The sequence below is a fragment of the Pseudomonas sp. 11/12A genome (assembly GCF_000800055.1).
Classification (GTDB): domain Bacteria; phylum Pseudomonadota; class Gammaproteobacteria; order Pseudomonadales; family Pseudomonadaceae; genus Aquipseudomonas; species Aquipseudomonas mohnii.
Map to the genome: position 1 here is coordinate 993,239 of NZ_JUGV01000001.1, position 12,896 is coordinate 1,006,134.

Annotated in this window: 18 protein-coding genes; 7 read left to right on the forward strand and 11 right to left on the reverse strand. The window is 61.3% G+C overall.

Annotated elements, in window-relative coordinates; translation table 11 throughout:
- Positions 1-17 precede the first annotated feature (17 nt).
- The 8 genes from GQ39_RS04640 to GQ39_RS04675 all read right to left on the reverse strand — a co-directional run bounded on the left by GQ39_RS04640 (position 18) and on the right by GQ39_RS04675 (position 3,919).
- Positions 18-1,019, reverse strand: coding sequence for a glycosyl transferase family protein (locus GQ39_RS04640; RefSeq protein ID WP_047527711.1), 1,002 nt, complete (start codon positions 1,017-1,019; stop codon positions 18-20).
- Positions 1,016-1,351 carry a TusE/DsrC/DsvC family sulfur relay protein gene (locus GQ39_RS04645; protein WP_047527712.1) on the reverse strand — a complete coding sequence of 112 codons (336 nt, stop codon included), beginning with the start codon at positions 1,349-1,351 and terminating at the stop codon, positions 1,016-1,018. Before GQ39_RS04645 ends, GQ39_RS04640 begins: the two co-directional genes overlap by 4 nt.
- Positions 1,348-1,641, reverse strand: a complete 294-nt coding sequence (gene tusB / locus GQ39_RS04650) for a sulfurtransferase complex subunit TusB (protein ID WP_047527713.1) — start codon at positions 1,639-1,641, stop codon at positions 1,348-1,350. The genes GQ39_RS04645 and tusB overlap by 4 nt, the downstream gene beginning before the upstream one ends.
- A complete protein-coding gene (gene tusC, locus GQ39_RS04655; protein WP_047527715.1) occupies positions 1,641-2,003 on the reverse strand; it encodes a sulfurtransferase complex subunit TusC in 363 nt (120 codons plus the stop codon). The genes tusB and tusC overlap by 1 nt, the downstream gene beginning before the upstream one ends.
- Position 2,004: 1 nt before the next feature.
- A complete protein-coding gene (tusD, locus tag GQ39_RS04660; RefSeq protein ID WP_047538436.1) occupies positions 2,005-2,397 on the reverse strand; it encodes a sulfurtransferase complex subunit TusD in 393 nt (130 codons plus the stop codon).
- A 192-nt stretch (positions 2,398-2,589) separates the two neighbouring features.
- Positions 2,590-3,294, reverse strand: a complete 705-nt coding sequence (locus GQ39_RS04665) for a YoaK family protein (RefSeq protein ID WP_047538438.1) — start codon at positions 3,292-3,294, stop codon at positions 2,590-2,592.
- Between the two features lie 26 nt (positions 3,295-3,320).
- A complete protein-coding gene (locus tag GQ39_RS04670; protein ID WP_047527717.1) occupies positions 3,321-3,650 on the reverse strand; it encodes a DUF6388 family protein in 330 nt (109 codons plus the stop codon).
- A 2-nt stretch (positions 3,651-3,652) separates the two neighbouring features.
- Positions 3,653-3,919: a hypothetical protein gene (locus GQ39_RS04675; RefSeq protein WP_047527719.1), complete on the reverse strand. Its 267-nt coding sequence runs from the start codon at positions 3,917-3,919 to the stop codon at positions 3,653-3,655.
- A 148-nt stretch (positions 3,920-4,067) separates the two neighbouring features.
- Between GQ39_RS04675 and GQ39_RS04680 the strand changes: the two genes are divergently transcribed.
- Positions 4,068-4,418: a hypothetical protein gene (locus GQ39_RS04680; RefSeq protein ID WP_047527720.1), complete on the forward strand. Its 351-nt coding sequence runs from the start codon at positions 4,068-4,070 to the stop codon at positions 4,416-4,418.
- A 143-nt stretch (positions 4,419-4,561) separates the two neighbouring features.
- Here the strand turns inward: GQ39_RS04680 and GQ39_RS04685 are convergent, their stop codons facing one another.
- Entirely contained in the window at positions 4,562-4,987 is a 426-nt protein-coding gene (locus tag GQ39_RS04685; RefSeq protein WP_047527722.1) for a GNAT family N-acetyltransferase, read from the reverse strand.
- A gap of 143 nt (positions 4,988-5,130) precedes the next feature.
- Here GQ39_RS04685 and GQ39_RS04690 point away from each other — a divergent pair, with 143 nt between their 5' ends.
- Positions 5,131-5,568, forward strand: coding sequence for a hemerythrin domain-containing protein (locus tag GQ39_RS04690; RefSeq protein ID WP_047527724.1), 438 nt, complete (start codon positions 5,131-5,133; stop codon positions 5,566-5,568).
- Between the two features lie 63 nt (positions 5,569-5,631).
- Entirely contained in the window at positions 5,632-6,222 is a 591-nt protein-coding gene (locus tag GQ39_RS04695) for an NUDIX domain-containing protein (protein WP_047527726.1), read from the forward strand.
- Between the two features lie 50 nt (positions 6,223-6,272).
- Here GQ39_RS04695 and GQ39_RS04700 read toward each other — a convergent pair whose 3' ends face one another.
- A complete protein-coding gene (locus tag GQ39_RS04700; RefSeq protein ID WP_047527728.1) occupies positions 6,273-6,791 on the reverse strand; it encodes a methylated-DNA--[protein]-cysteine S-methyltransferase in 519 nt (172 codons plus the stop codon).
- Positions 6,792-6,927: 136 nt separating this feature from the next.
- Between GQ39_RS04700 and ggt the strand changes: the two genes are divergently transcribed.
- A complete protein-coding gene (gene ggt, locus GQ39_RS04705; protein ID WP_047527730.1) occupies positions 6,928-8,655 on the forward strand; it encodes a gamma-glutamyltransferase in 1,728 nt (575 codons plus the stop codon).
- A 67-nt stretch (positions 8,656-8,722) separates the two neighbouring features.
- Positions 8,723-9,256, forward strand: coding sequence for a cysteine hydrolase family protein (locus GQ39_RS04710; RefSeq protein ID WP_047527732.1), 534 nt, complete (start codon positions 8,723-8,725; stop codon positions 9,254-9,256).
- Between the two features lie 91 nt (positions 9,257-9,347).
- Here GQ39_RS04710 and GQ39_RS04715 read toward each other — a convergent pair whose 3' ends face one another.
- Positions 9,348-10,250: a LysR family transcriptional regulator gene (locus GQ39_RS04715; RefSeq protein WP_047527734.1), complete on the reverse strand. Its 903-nt coding sequence runs from the start codon at positions 10,248-10,250 to the stop codon at positions 9,348-9,350.
- Between the two features lie 199 nt (positions 10,251-10,449).
- Here GQ39_RS04715 and GQ39_RS04720 point away from each other — a divergent pair, with 199 nt between their 5' ends.
- A complete protein-coding gene (locus GQ39_RS04720) occupies positions 10,450-11,949 on the forward strand; it encodes a purine-cytosine permease family protein (RefSeq protein ID WP_047527736.1) in 1,500 nt (499 codons plus the stop codon).
- Positions 11,946-12,791 carry a nitrilase family protein gene (locus GQ39_RS04725; protein ID WP_047527738.1) on the forward strand — a complete coding sequence of 282 codons (846 nt, stop codon included), beginning with the start codon at positions 11,946-11,948 and terminating at the stop codon, positions 12,789-12,791. Before GQ39_RS04720 ends, GQ39_RS04725 begins: the two co-directional genes overlap by 4 nt.
- The last annotated feature ends 105 nt before the right edge of the window (positions 12,792-12,896 follow it).

Here is a 12,896-nt window from a genome sequence, read left to right on the forward strand (position 1 = left end):
TGGGAAGTTATGATCGATTAAATCGATTTGTCCCGAGCATCCCAGTATCGCTGTGCGGTTTCGAACGCCTGTTCGCGGCTCTGCCCCAAGCCGCGCAACGCCAGGGCCATAGTGGAAATCAGGGCCATCTGCGGATAGCTGTCGACCACATCCCCTCGCCAGACGGCTTTGAGGTGCTCGGGGTCGAGGCTGGCCGGTTTGACATGGCGCTGGCTCGACAGCTGTGGCCATTCCTCGTCCCAGCTCTCGCCGCCCGTGGTGCCATACAGGTGGCTGTCGGCATCCGGGTTGATCTCGATTTCGCCACCATCGCCCTTGATCACAATCGCGGTGTCGCCGAGCAGGCCGCTGGCATCGCGGTGCACCGCCTGATAACCGGGATGGAAAATGCTTTGCAGGCCGCAGCGAGCACCTAGCGGGTTGAGAATGCGCGTCAGGGAATGGATCGGCGAGCGCAGGCCCAGGGTGTTGCGCAAGTCGATCATCCGTTGCAGCTGCGGCGCCCAGTCCACCAATGGCATGAACGCCAGGCCGGCGTTGTCGAGCGCCTCGCCGACCTGCTGCCAGTTGCGGCACAGCGGGATCTGCAAAGCCCCCAGCAATTGTTCGCTATACAGGCGGCCCGCCGTGTGGGCGCCGGCGCCGTGCATGAAGATGCGTACGCCGTTTTGCGCCAGGCATTTGGCCGCCAGCAAATACCACGGCAAATGACGCTTCTTGCCGGCATAGGTCGGCCAGTCCAGATCGACCGCCAGTGAGGGTGGCTGCAAGCGCTCACGCAAGGCTTCGGTGAAGCCGGCCATTTCCTCGGCGCTTTCTTCCTTGTGCCGCAGCAGCATCAGGAACGCGCCGAGCTGGGTGTCTTCGACCTTGTCGTCGAGCACCATGCCCATGGCTTCGCGGGCTTCCTCGCGGGTCAGGTCGCGGGCACCGCGCTTGCCTTTGCCGAGAATCCGCACGAATGGGGCGAACGGGTGTTCGGCGGGCGTTTCGAGGGTCAGCGCTGGGTAGTCAGTCATAAGCAATTCGTCGGTTTGGGCAGGCCCGCCAGTTTCGCGGCGAGTTTGGCGGGGGTGCCTTTGAACAGTCGGTTCAGGTGCAGGCTGTTGCCCTTGGCCGGACCGAGTTTCAAGGCGGTGTATTTGATCAGCGGGCGGGTGGCCGGCGACAACTGGAATTCGGCGTAGAAACTGCGCAGCAGTTCGAGAATTTCCCAGTGCTCGGGGCTCAACTCAATGTCTTCGGCCGCCGCCAGGGCGCTGGCGACGTCGGCAGACCAGTCACTCAACTCGACCAGAAAACCGTCCTTGTCCAACTCGATGGTACGGGCGCCGACTGTCAGGGAATTCATAGCCACGTGTTGACCTTGTCGTGTTGGATCGACAGCTCGACGAAGGCCGGGTAATCGATGGCCCTGGCCCAGTCTGGAACGTCGATGGCCCGGGCCTGGGCATCTTCGGCCAGCACGTAGAGTTTCAGGCCACGGGTTTGAAGCGTCGCGAAAGGCACTGTGCCCGGCTGCAAGGCATAAGCTGCGTCGCCGGACAACAGCAGCGCGTCTGCGGCGCCGATGATGCGCAGGCAGCTGCTCAGGCGCGAGTCGCTGAACGGGGAGTGAGACAACACATGCAAAGTCGACATCAGAGGGTGATCACCTGGTCGTAACGGTCAATGAGGGCGGTGATTTCGCTGGCTGTCAGCGGTGCGGCTTCTTCCAGCGACAGGGCGCCAGGGGCCAGGCCACGTTCGGCGGCGCTGTCGGCACAGAAAAACAGCGCTTCGACGCCGAACATCGGCAGGGCCTGCAGGTTGGCGCTCAGGTCTTTCTGTTGCAGCGATTTGGCGTCCTGTCGGGCGGCGAGCTGGAACACGCCATCGTCGAGAAACAACAGGCCGATGGGCAGGTCGAAGGCACCGCCGGCCAGCACGATGTCCAGTGCTTCGCGCGCGCCGGGGCCGGACCAAGGCGATTGGCGACTGATGATCAATAAGGATTTGGCCATCTCAAGCGCCTCCGAAACAGATCAGGCGGTCGGCGTCCTGAACGGCGTCATGCAACTGACCGAGGCCGGACAATTCCCATGGCGCGTCGACGGCGACGGCTTCACGTTGATAGCGCCTGGCTTCTTCTTCGTTCAGCACACCGCGGCGCAAGGCGGCGGCGATGCACACCACGCCGTCCAGCTGGTGCTCGGAAACAAAGGCGCGCCATTGCTTGGGCACGTCCTGCTCGTCCTGGGGCGTGACCACGCTGCTGGAGGCGTTGTACACGCCATCCTGGTAGAAAAACAGCCGGACAATTTCATGCCCGCCGGCCAGCGCGGCCTGGGCGAACAGCAGGGCACGGCGCGAGGAGGGTGCATGGGCGGCGGAAAACAGCGCGATGGCGAACTTCATGACGGACTCGATCAGCGAAACTGCGGCCATGATAAAGCTTTATCGGCGGGGCGGCGAAGGGCGTTTTCGCGGGGACCGGGTTGCCGCCAATCGCTGGCAAGCCAGCTCCCACAGGTAATGCGTCGATCACAGAATCGTCGTTCGCCGCAGATCTACTGTGGGCGCTGGCTTGCCAGCGATAGCGGACTGCAGTCAACGCGGCATATACCCCAACTGCCAGCGTCGCGGGATCTTCAGCGACAGAAACCCCAGTCCCGCAGCGAGCAGGCCGCTGGCGAACAGCGCCTTGAGCCCCAGATGATGTTCGAGCACGGCGCCCAGTACCGCACCGGCGAACATGCCGGTCCACGGAATCAGTTGCACACGCCAGCCGTTACGGCGCTCACCGAGCATCCAGCGACCCAGTCCGCGTCCGAAGCGCGACAGGGCGCCGGTGACATACGTCAGGCCCACCGGCAAACCATTGACCTCTTCCACGGCGGCGTTGAGCATGCCCATGGCAATAATGGCCGCGAGCAGGGCTGGCAGCTGTGAATCAAAAGGCCAGGCGGCGGCAGCACATAGCAACGCGGCGATGGTCAGCAACAGCGGCAGCGCCCGGCGCCCACCCAGCCGGCTGACGATGATGCCCAGCGCATTACCGACAATGAAGGTGGCGACAAGCAGCGCCAGGCGCAAGGTCAATCCCGCGTCGCCAGCGCCGATGGCAACCGCCATACGGGTGGTGTTGCCGCTCATGAACGAAACGAAGTCACCGCTGGCCATGAAACCGATGGCGTCCGTCATGCCGGCCAGCACCGAGAGCAACGCCACCAGGCTCAGGCCGATGCGCCCGCGCCATTTCTGAGTGTGCAAATGTCTGGAACTGGCGTGGGTACTTGAAGACGAAGGCAACATCGGCAGCGGCATCCTTGAGCGAGACGTTAGGGGGTTAATCCATATAACTCGCAATATTCCTGCCAGTCTAGCCCGGCCATTTCCGCGACTTCCCTGTGCACGTCCAGCCGCTGGGCCTGATAGTCCTCGGGTGTGGCGGCGGTCAACAACAGCGTCAATTCCCAGGCAAACAGACCGAGACGCTCGGCTTCGGCCTCGAAGGCTTCGTGTAAACGCTCGTCGCGATACTGCGCGAGGGTCTCGCCCTTTACCTGAGCGAGCAATGGATTCAAGTTGTCGAGCTCCACACGCAGCTCGGGGCGTTCTTCGAGAAACCGCTTCAGTGCCTGTTCGTGTTGCTGCCCGGATGCCGCCATGGTCACTCCTTGGGTAGGGATTGCGAAGCCTGCTTCTTGCTGGCCTTGGCCGCTGCCGCCAGGCACTCCAGGGCAAACTGCTCGGTGTAGGTCATCTGGATCGGTGTGGTTTCACCCTTGACGGTTCTTTCGCCGTCGAGGATGTAACGGATGCGCTTGTCAGTCACGCCGATTCGCTTGGCGATCCAGGAGGGGGTCTGACCGATCTGACTGATCAGCTTGTCGGCGTATTCAGTGGTGGGTTTGTAAAACTCGGCGTTGGGTGTCATTGGGCTTCCACAATAGAGGTCGATGCGACGCGAAGGGCGCGACAGGGTGCGCGATTCGTCGCGCGATGTCGCGGTATAAATGCAGTAAAGCAGAACGAAACGCCGTGCCACGGTGATACAGTCCGCTTTTTCCTGATGAGCGACTGCAATGCGAATTCTGATGGTAGCGCTGGCCGTGACGTTGCTGGCCGGTTGCGCGGGCTCGGTGATGAGCGATGCCCGCAGCAAACCTCCGTACAAAACCCTCAACTCGGACAAGCCGGCCAGGGATGTTGCCCAGTGCGTGCAGTTTTCCTGGCAGGACGAAGCGGTGTTCGGTGTCGATGCGGCGGCTTACCTGCAGCCAAGCGAGAAGGGCGGGACTACCGTCTACACGCGTTCGGCGGAGTCGTTCGTTGACGTGACCACCGATGCCTCGGGCACCGTGTTGAGCTACTACGCGCAGCATGATGACTTTGTCGCCAAGCGTCGGTTGGCGGCGTTGGCCACCTGCCTGTGACTTGATGCACGCCGGTGTAGGAGCGAGCCTGCTCCGGGCGGCGTTCCGACGATGGACTCAAGGGCAACGCGTTAAGTCAGCCTGCCCGCGTTATCGTTAACGTCCATCGCGAGCAGGCTCGCTCCTACAGCAGGCGTGTTGATTCAGTTGTTCAGGCGCTTCTGAAAAAAGAAGTGCTTATACCCCGGCGGGTAGTCGGCAATGTGCCCGATCTCGCTGTAGCCGCATTTCTTGTAGAACTCCGGTGCCTGGAATTCGAACGTGTCGAGCCACAGCCCGATGCATTTCCTCTCCCGCGCCAGGTCTTCGGCCATCTGCATCAGCCGGGTTCCCATGCCCTGTCCCCGCGCCTGCTCCGGCACCGACAACAGGTCGATGAACAACCATTGGTAGAACAGCCGGGCGTAGAGCCCGCCGAGGATTTCGTCGTTGTCATCGCGCACCAGCAATGCAATGTGCTCGGGCACGGCACCCGCGGCCTTCGAGGCGTTATAGGCGCGCAGTGGCTGCAGGATGGCCTGGCGCTCTTCTTCCGTGGGGTTTGGCGACAGCTCGATTCGCAGGGTCATGGCTATGTCCTTATGGCAGTGAAGCCGCAGACTATCTTGGTCACGGCGATTGATCTATCCCCGCACGCGTGGAACCGTAGCCCGCACGCAGATGTCTAGCCTCAGAGAGCGTCATTCCAGAACGCCGCCCATGAGGACACTCCGTGAATATTTTCGAAGCCTTGCGCGAAAGCCACGAACGCCAACGTACCTATGCCAAAGCGCTGATTCGCACCAGCGGCGACACCCCGGAACGGGTTGCGGCCTACAAACAGCTCAAGTCCGAACTGCAGGCCCACGAAACCGCTGAGGAGCGGCACTTCTACATCCCGTTGATGGAGTTCGATAACGGCGTCGACCTCAGCCGCCACGCGATCGCCGAACACCACGAAATGGACGAAATGATGGAAGAGCTGGATGGGACCGAGATGTCCAGCCCGGCCTGGCTGGCCACCGCGAAGAAGCTGTCCGAGAAGGTCCATCACCATCTTGAAGAGGAAGAGCAGAAGTTCTTCCAGATGGCCGGCAAGTTGCTCGACGACAAACAGAAAGAGTCCCTGGCCGGTGCCTATTTGAAGGAATACAAGGCTCAGCTTGTTTGAGGGATCAAACGCCAGGCGTTTTCACCTAAGATGCGCAATCTCGATAAAACAGGATGCGTTGTCATGTCGAACACAGCCGAGCGGGTCAATATCCTAGAGTCACAGGTGTTGTCCCACGACTGGTACCTGCTGCGGAAAATCACCTTCGATTATCAACGCAACAACGGCGATTGGCAGCGCCAGACCCGCGAGGTCTATGACCGTGGCAATGGCGCGGCGATTCTCCTGTACAACCGCGAGAAGAAAACCGTGGTCCTGACCCGGCAATTCCGCTTGCCGGTGTTCGTCAACGGCCACGACGGTCTGCTGATCGAAGTGGCGGCAGGGCTGCTGGAAGGCGCTGCGCCGCAAGAACGCATTCGTGCCGAAGCGGAAGAAGAAACCGGTTACCGCGTGCACCACGTGCAGCCGGTGTTCGAGGCCTATATGAGTCCGGGCTCGGTGACGGAAAAACTGCATTTCTTCATCGCCGAATACGATGCGGCGTCGAAGGTCGGCGAAGGCGGCGGGCTGGAGGAAGAGACGGAAGAACTGGAAGTGCTGGAATGGGCCTTCGATGAAGCGATCGAGGCGTTTTATCGTGGCGAAATCTGCGATGCGAAGACCATCATGCTGCTGCAGTATGCGGCGATGAAAAACATCTTCGCGGCTTAAGCCTTGGGCCTTCTGTGGCGAGCGAGCTCCCTCGCCACAGAGAACTGTGTTTACCCGAACAGATCAGCGGTCATTCCGGCTCCGAGCCATTGAGCACCTTCCAGCGTCAGTAGCTTCTCCTTCGCCTCAAGCCCCCCGGCAAATCCCGTCAGCTTCCCCGACGCACCAATCACCCGATGGCACGGCGCGATAATCGAAATCGGGTTCTTGCCATTCGCCGCACCCACCGCCCGGACCGCACTCGGGTTGCCGATCTGCTCGGCGATCTGGCTGTAGCTACGGGTCTCGCCGAACGGAATGGTCAACAGCGCTGCCCAGACCTTTTTCTGGAACTCCGTGCCGACAAACTCCAGATCCAGCTCGAAATGATGGCGGCCGCCGGCGAAGTATTCGCGCAGTTGTTGCGCCGTGCGCAGCAGAATCGGATTGTCAGGCGCTTCGCTCATCGGGCCGAGCCGCACCCGGCCGGGTTTGTCGTTTTCCCAGAGGATGGCCGCCAGTCGCGAGCCGTTCGCAACCAGCTTCAACTCGCCGACCGGAGACGCCAGGGTGCTGCAGGTGTAGGTCATGCCGAAGGCCGCGCCGAATGGTTGAACGGGCGTTAAGGATACTGTCTCGCCGGGGAGGCGCAATACGCAATCGCGACCATACTTGCCTACGGCTCCTGAAGCGTTCCCCTGTTCAATAACAAGAAGAGACCGACTGATGAAGTACGAACCTTTTGCCAAATCGCTGATAGCGACCTCATTGGCACTCAGCTGCCTGATGGCCCACGCCGCCTCCGTAGCCCCGATCGCGGCCGAAAACGGCATGGTGGTCACTGCCCAGCATCTGGCCAGCCATGTGGGTGTGGACGTGCTCAAGAGCGGCGGCAATGCCGTCGACGCCGCCGTGGCGGTGGGGTACGCGCTGGCGGTGGTCTATCCCGCCGCCGGTAACCTGGGCGGTGGCGGTTTCATGACCATCCAACTGGCCGACGGACGCAAGACCTTCCTCGATTTCCGCGAAAAAGCCCCGCTGGCCGCCACCGCCAACATGTACCTCGACAAAGAGGGCAACGTTGTCCCGGACCTGAGTACCCGTGGCCACTTGGCCGTCGGCGTGCCCGGTACCGTGTCCGGGATGGAACTGGCCCTGAGCAAATACGGCACCAAACCGCGCAAGGAAGTGATCGCCCCGGCAATCAAGCTGGCCGAAGACGGCTTCGTGCTGGAACAAGGTGATGTCGATTTGCTGGACTACGCCACCGACGTGTTCAAGAAGGACATCAAGGATTCCGGGGCGATCTTCCTGAGCAACGGCGAGCCGATGCAAGTCGGACAGAAGCTGGTGCAGAAAGACCTCGGCAAAACCCTGCGGACCATCTCCGAGAAGGGCGCCGACGGCTTCTATAAGGGCTGGGTCGCCGACGCCATCGTCACCTCCAGCCAGGCCAACAAGGGCATCATCACCCAGGCCGATCTGGACAAATACAAGACCCGCGAACTGGCGCCGATCGAGTGCGACTACCGTGGCTACCACGTGGTCTCGGCCCCGCCTCCGAGCTCCGGTGGCGTGGTGATCTGCCAGATCATGAACATCCTCGAAGGTTACCCGATGAAAGACCTGGGCTATCACTCGGCCCAGGGCATGCACTATCAGATCGAAGCGATGCGCCACGCGTACGTGGACCGCAACAGCTACCTCGGCGACCCGGACTTCGTGAAGAACCCGATTGCCCATCTGCTGGACAAGAATTACGCGACCAAACTGCGCGAAGCCATCAATCCGCAAAAGGCCGGTGTGTCCCGCGAGCTCAAGCCTGGGGTCGCGCCCCATGAAGGCAACAACACCACCCATTACTCCATCGTCGACAAATGGGGCAACGCAGTGTCGGTGACCTACACCCTCAACGACTGGTTCGGTGCCGGGGTCATGGCCAGTAAAACCGGGGTCATTCTCAACGACGAAATGGACGACTTCACCTCGAAGATCGGCGTGCCGAACATGTACGGCCTGGTGCAGGGTGAAGCCAACGCCATCGCCCCCGGCAAGGCGCCGCTGTCATCCATGAGCCCGACCATCGTCACCAAGGACGGCAAAGTGGTGATGGTGGTCGGCACGCCCGGCGGCAGTCGCATCATCACCGCAACCCTGCTGACCATGCTCAACGTCATCGACTACGGCATGAACATCCAGGAAGCGGTCGATGCACCGCGTTTCCACCAGCAATGGCTGCCGGAGGAAACCAACCTCGAAGCCTTCACCACCAGCCCGGACACGGTGAAGATCCTCGAAAGCTGGGGGCACAAGTTTGCCGGGCCGCAGGACGCCAACCACCTGGCGGCGATTCTCGTCGGCGCGCCGTCCCTGGATGGCAAACCGGTAGGCAAGAACCGCTTCTACGGCGCCAACGATCCACGGCGTAACACCGGGTTGTCGCTGGGTTATTGAGCCTTGTGTTTGGACGGGGACGGACTTATGTTCGTCCCTGTTCCACTGACTTCTCAAGGAAGGAACCATGACTACTGCACTGTTAATCATCGACGTCCAGCAGGCCTTGTGCTCCGGCGAGTATGAGTGCTTCCAGATCCAGCGCGTCATCGACAGCATCAACGGCCTCAGTGCCAAGGCCCGAAGCAAAGGGCTCCCCGTGGTGCTGATCCAGCATGAAGAAAAGGGCAGTCCCCTGGCACGCAACGCCGAAGGCTGGCAACTCGCCGAAGGATTGCAAACCGTGTCCCAGGACCTGCGCGTACGCAAGACCACCCCGGATTCGTTCTACCAGACCCACTTGCATGACCAGTTGCAGGAGCTGGACGTCAGCCGCCTGATCATCTGCGGTCTGCAAACCGATTACTGTGTCAACGCCACCGTGCGCCAGGCATTGAAACTGGGTTACGACGTCGTGCTCGCGGCCGACGCCCACTCCACCGTCGACAACGGCAATATGGCCGCTGAAGACATCATCGCCGAGCACAACAAGGATCTGGCGCACCTGACCAGCGCTGTTGCCCGGATCGACGTCGTCCCGGCCAACGATATCCGACCCTGAAACCACCCCATTCTCTTTGGGAGCGAGCCTGCTCGCGATGGCGCCTTCGCTGGCAAGCCAGCTCCCACAGGCATTGCGCTGATGCCTTGATCTAAGGCGCGCCAAAGATGTCGATCAATTCGTTCAGGAATGCACTGACCAGATCGCGCTGCCGCGACGAATGCCGCACCGCCGCGTGGAAACCCACCTCATAGCGCAGCAACTCGGGGTTGAGCGGGTGCAGTTGCCCCAGTTGTTCATGCCGTGCCGCGTAATGTTGCGGCAGAAAACCCAAATGTTGGCCCGACAGAATCAACAGGGCGGCGCCGTCCATGCTGTCGGTCAGCACCGTCAGGCGTTCGATGGAGGTGGGTGCCGGCATTTCCGGCAAGGGGTGGCTCGGCCAGACCCAGTCATAGTGGCTGACATCGTCACGGGTCAGTGCGCCCACCTGGCCAAACAGCGGATGAGACGGTGCGCAGTAGGCGATCTGGGTTTCCTGGAACAGGGGGAAGTAGTCGATATTGGGCAAGCGGTGCCAGAAATAACCGATGGCCAGGTCGATGTGGCTGTTGATGATTTTCTCTTCCAGCAGCGACGACGACAGTTCGGTGAAGTGAAAGTACAGGCCTTCATGCCTGGCCCGCAGGCGCGCAATCGCCAGGCCGATCTTTTTGTTGGCCACCGGGTCGATCTGCCCGAGCAGGCCGATGTTGATGTTGCCCGAGACTTTGCGGTTGATGTGCTGCACTTCAACCCGGAAGCCTTCGGCTGCCGCGAGCAAGCGCCGGGCCGCCTCGACAAACTGGCCGCCCTTGGGCGTCACCGAAAATCCGCCCCGTCCACGCTCACACAGACGAAATCCGACCCGCGCCTCAAGCGTCGCCAACTGTGCGCTGATGGTCGGCTGCGTGGTGTTGAGGGCGGTTTGTGCCGCCGAAATCCCGCCCGCCTCGACGACGGTAAGAAATACCCGGATCAAGCGTAGATCCAGCTCCGTTACATTCCCCAGCATGGGCGCTCCCGATGTTCAATCACATAGGTGTAGATCTATGTAAACAGTGTGCCTGCGATATTTTACCGCCCTGACCAACGCCATACATTGCAGGGAAACCAGGGTCATCGTCAGCTTTTTCGGGATTTTCATCTGATCTGGACGTCGAAACGACCGCTGCGCTCACAATAAAAACAATCAACTGCATAGGAACCATCGTATGTCAGGAACCCCACTTTCTGCGCGCGCCGCCGAGGCCGGCAGCGGGTTGGCCATCGAAGGCCACTCGATCGATTACATTCCGGAAAGCGAACGCCACGCCAAGCTCAGCAGTCAGGGGCCATTCTGGTTTCTCGGTAATTTCCATTTCTTCACCATCTCCATCGGCTTTGTCGGCCCGAGCCTCGGGTTGTCTGCTCTGTGGACCATGCTGGCCGGCGCCCTGGGCATCATGTTCGGCACCATTTTCATGGCCTTCCACGGCTCGCAAGGGCCGGAAATGGGCCTGCCGCAGATGATCCAGTCGCGCGCCCAGTTCGGTTATCGCGGGGTGATCCTGGCGTTGATGGCGACGATGTTCGTGTTCGTCGGGTTCAACGTGGTCAACATCTCGCTGATCATGAACGGTCTTGAGCATGTGTTCGGGATCAACCCGACTTACGTCGCCGTGGCTGTGGTGCTCATTGGCGCGCTGCTGTCGATCTACGGCCACGACCTGATGCACAAAGCCTTCAAGTGGGCATTACTGGCGACGTTGCCGTTGTATGCGCTGGTGACGATCGCGTTGATGTTCGGCGCCGGTTCCGAAGGCGTCACGCCAGCTACCGACCTGGGTTTCAACTGGGTTGCCTTCGCCACGCTGTTTGCCATCGGCGCCAGCTACAACATTTCCTATGCACCTTACGTTTCCGACTATTCCCGTTACCTGCCGAAGAACACCAGCCGGCCGAAACTGATCGCGGCGGTGTTCATCGGCGCCTCGTTGTCGGGTAGCTGGATGATCGGCCTCGGTGCCTGGCTCGCCCAGGAACTGAAAGCGGCGGACGCGCTGGTGGCGCTCAATCAGGTCGGTTCTTCGATGGTGCCGGGGTTGGGCAATCTGCTGGTGGTCGTGTCGGTGGCGGGTTTCCTGCCGATCATTGCGCTCAATACCTATAGCGCCATGCTGACGCTGCTGACCGGCGTCGACTCGATCAGCAAGATCACCCCGACGCCCCGTGCCCGGGTGCTGTCGATCAGCGTCATCAGCCTGATCCTGTTGACCTGCGTGCTGTCGATCAAAGGTGACGGCATTGCACTGTTGAACACCTTCCTCGTCTTGCTGCTGTACTTCCTCGTACCCTGGACCGCGGTCAATCTGGTGGACTACTTCTTCGTCCGCAAGGGCCGCTACGCGATCCCGCACTTCTTTACACCGAACGGTATCTACGGCGCCTGGCAATTTCGTGGCATCGCCTCCTACCTGATCGGGTTTGCCGCGATGGTGCCGTTTTTCTACATCTTCGATGCCGCCGCCAACAAGGAAGTGTTCGTCGGCCCGCTGGCACGCATGCTTGAAGGGGTCGACATTGCCTGGCTGGTGGGTCTGGTGGTGTCCGGCCTGACTTATTTCCTTCTCAGTCGTTCGCTCGACCTGGTCGCCGAGCGCCGGGTCATCGACGGGATCAGCGAGAAGGACATTGTCGCCATGGCTCATCAAACGGAGGAGGCAGGGCGTTGAACACTGCAAAAAGTACCGTGGTCGCTTGCTGTCAGTTGGCGCCGAAAATCGGCGATCTTGCTTACAACCGCAGCCTCACCGAGCGTGCCATTCGCTCGGCGGCCCTGCGAGGGGCGCAGGTTGTGGTGCTGCCGGAACTGGTGCAGAGCGGTTACCTGTTTGCCGACCGCAGCGAGGCCCTGGCCCTGGCGGAAACCCGCGATGGCCCGACGCTGCGCCTGTGGCAAGCGCTGGCCCGGGAACTGAACCTTGTCATAGTGGGCGGCTTCTGCGAGCACCTGGGCGGGGATGATCTGGCCAACAGTGCGGCGCTGATCGATGCTCAGGGCGTGCGTGCGGTGTACCGCAAGGCGCATCTGTGGGATGCGGAGAAGGAGATCTTCACTGCCGGCAGTGAAGCGCCGCCGGTCATTGAGACCGACCACGGGCGTATCGGAATGCTGATTTGCTACGACCTGGAATTCCCCGAGTGGGTGCGCCTGCCGGCATTGGCCGGCGCAGACCTGCTCTGCGCCCCGGTCAACTGGCCCGACGGCCCACGTCCGCAAACCGAACGCCCGGCGGAAGTCTTGCGGGTACAGGCCAATGCCTCAGTCAACCGTTTGTTCATCGCCGCGTGTGACCGCTACGGCCATGAGCGCGGAGTGGGCTGGGTGCAGGGCTCGGTGATCGTCGACGCCGATGGCTATCCGGTAGCCGGGCCCGCGGAGCAGGGCGGTGAGCAGATTTTGCTGGCCACCCTGAACCTCGCCGAGGCCCGCAACAAGCGCATCAGCGAGCGCAATGACCTGCATCGCGATCGGCGCCCGCACCTGTACGGGATGGACCGCTCGCTCGACTGACGGCCAGCGCAATACCCGTCACGCCCATCCTCTGCAGAAACCTGGTTTGCCAGCGAAGACAGCCTTGCGGTGGGTTCTGTGGACGCCATCGCAGCGCCTGTGGCA

Coding starts and splice junctions, on each gene's coding strand:
- GQ39_RS04640 (WP_047527711.1), bottom strand. CDS start 1,019: ATGACTGACTACCCAGCGCTGACCCTCGAAACGCCCGCCGAACACCCG.
- GQ39_RS04685 (WP_047527722.1), bottom strand. CDS start 4,987: ATGACCCTGCGAATCGAGCTGTCGCCAAACCCCACGGAAGAAGAGCGC.
- GQ39_RS04675 (WP_047527719.1), bottom strand. CDS start 3,919: ATGACACCCAACGCCGAGTTTTACAAACCCACCACTGAATACGCCGAC.
- GQ39_RS04710 (WP_047527732.1), top strand. CDS start 8,723: ATGACTACTGCACTGTTAATCATCGACGTCCAGCAGGCCTTGTGCTCC.
- GQ39_RS04670 (WP_047527717.1), bottom strand. CDS start 3,650: ATGGCGGCATCCGGGCAGCAACACGAACAGGCACTGAAGCGGTTTCTC.
- tusC (WP_047527715.1), bottom strand. CDS start 2,003: ATGGCCAAATCCTTATTGATCATCAGTCGCCAATCGCCTTGGTCCGGC.
- tusB (WP_047527713.1), bottom strand. CDS start 1,641: ATGTCGACTTTGCATGTGTTGTCTCACTCCCCGTTCAGCGACTCGCGC.
- GQ39_RS04700 (WP_047527728.1), bottom strand. CDS start 6,791: ATGACCTACACCTGCAGCACCCTGGCGTCTCCGGTCGGCGAGTTGAAG.
- GQ39_RS04715 (WP_047527734.1), bottom strand. CDS start 10,250: ATGCTGGGGAATGTAACGGAGCTGGATCTACGCTTGATCCGGGTATTT.
- tusD (WP_047538436.1), bottom strand. CDS start 2,397: ATGAAGTTCGCCATCGCGCTGTTTTCCGCCGCCCATGCACCCTCCTCG.
- GQ39_RS04680 (WP_047527720.1), top strand. CDS start 4,068: ATGCGAATTCTGATGGTAGCGCTGGCCGTGACGTTGCTGGCCGGTTGC.
- GQ39_RS04695 (WP_047527726.1), top strand. CDS start 5,632: ATGTCGAACACAGCCGAGCGGGTCAATATCCTAGAGTCACAGGTGTTG.
- GQ39_RS04665 (WP_047538438.1), bottom strand. CDS start 3,294: ATGTTGCCTTCGTCTTCAAGTACCCACGCCAGTTCCAGACATTTGCAC.
- GQ39_RS04720 (WP_047527736.1), top strand. CDS start 10,450: ATGTCAGGAACCCCACTTTCTGCGCGCGCCGCCGAGGCCGGCAGCGGG.
- ggt (WP_047527730.1), top strand. CDS start 6,928: ATGAAGTACGAACCTTTTGCCAAATCGCTGATAGCGACCTCATTGGCA.
- GQ39_RS04645 (WP_047527712.1), bottom strand. CDS start 1,351: ATGAATTCCCTGACAGTCGGCGCCCGTACCATCGAGTTGGACAAGGAC.